Source organism: Vibrio sp. YT-19(2023) (assembly GCF_033337395.1).
In genome coordinates this window covers 1-632 of sequence record NZ_JAWOQN010000673.1, presented here as the reverse complement: position 1 = coordinate 632, position 632 = coordinate 1, and the positions used below count along the sequence as shown (strand labels likewise).

Sequence of the window (632 nt, the reverse complement as noted above, 5' to 3'; positions counted from 1 at the left end):
CCGATTGAGCCTGCACTAGAGATGACTTCATTTTTCGCGTAACACTGCAGGATTGAACCTGCTTTCTCAAATTCAACGCCGACCGCTTTTTTCCCTTCCGGCCCTTTATCTCCAAGCCTTGTTTCTTCAAGTAATACACGACGCACAGTCACTCGCTTCATGAGCGTGAAGTTCTTGCGCTTTTTGGCACGGCTTAAGTATGCATTAGAGGTTGAAGCACGTACGCCTTTATCAACGGTCATGTGCATCGGACCAAAGCCTTCCTGCTGGAAACCGTTGTAATCGTCAGTTTCTGGATAGCCCGCCTCTTTACCAGCCTCAATAAAGGCTTCATACAACGGGTTCAGCTTCATGTCATTGCCACTACATGTGCCTATAGGGCCACTGTCACCGCGGTAATCATCAGCACCGCCGACCCAAGATTCAGCTTTGCGGAAGTACGGTAAGCATGCTTGGTAATTCCAGCCTTTGGCTCCCTCTTCTTCCCACTGGTCGAAGTCGCAAGCATGGCCACGTACGTAAACCATACCGTTGATAGAAGAGCTACCACCGAGAACTTTTCCGCGAGGACAGTGCAACTGGCGTCCGTCAAGACCATCTTCTTGTACGGTCTCGAACTGCCAAGCGTATTT

General features: G+C 50.0%; 1 protein-coding gene. It reads right to left on the bottom strand.

Features of this window, described 5'->3' with window-relative positions; genetic code table 11:
* Positions 1 to 632: GMC family oxidoreductase N-terminal domain-containing protein (locus tag R7E78_RS27805; RefSeq protein WP_318058844.1), on the bottom strand; the 632-nt coding region annotated here is incomplete at both ends.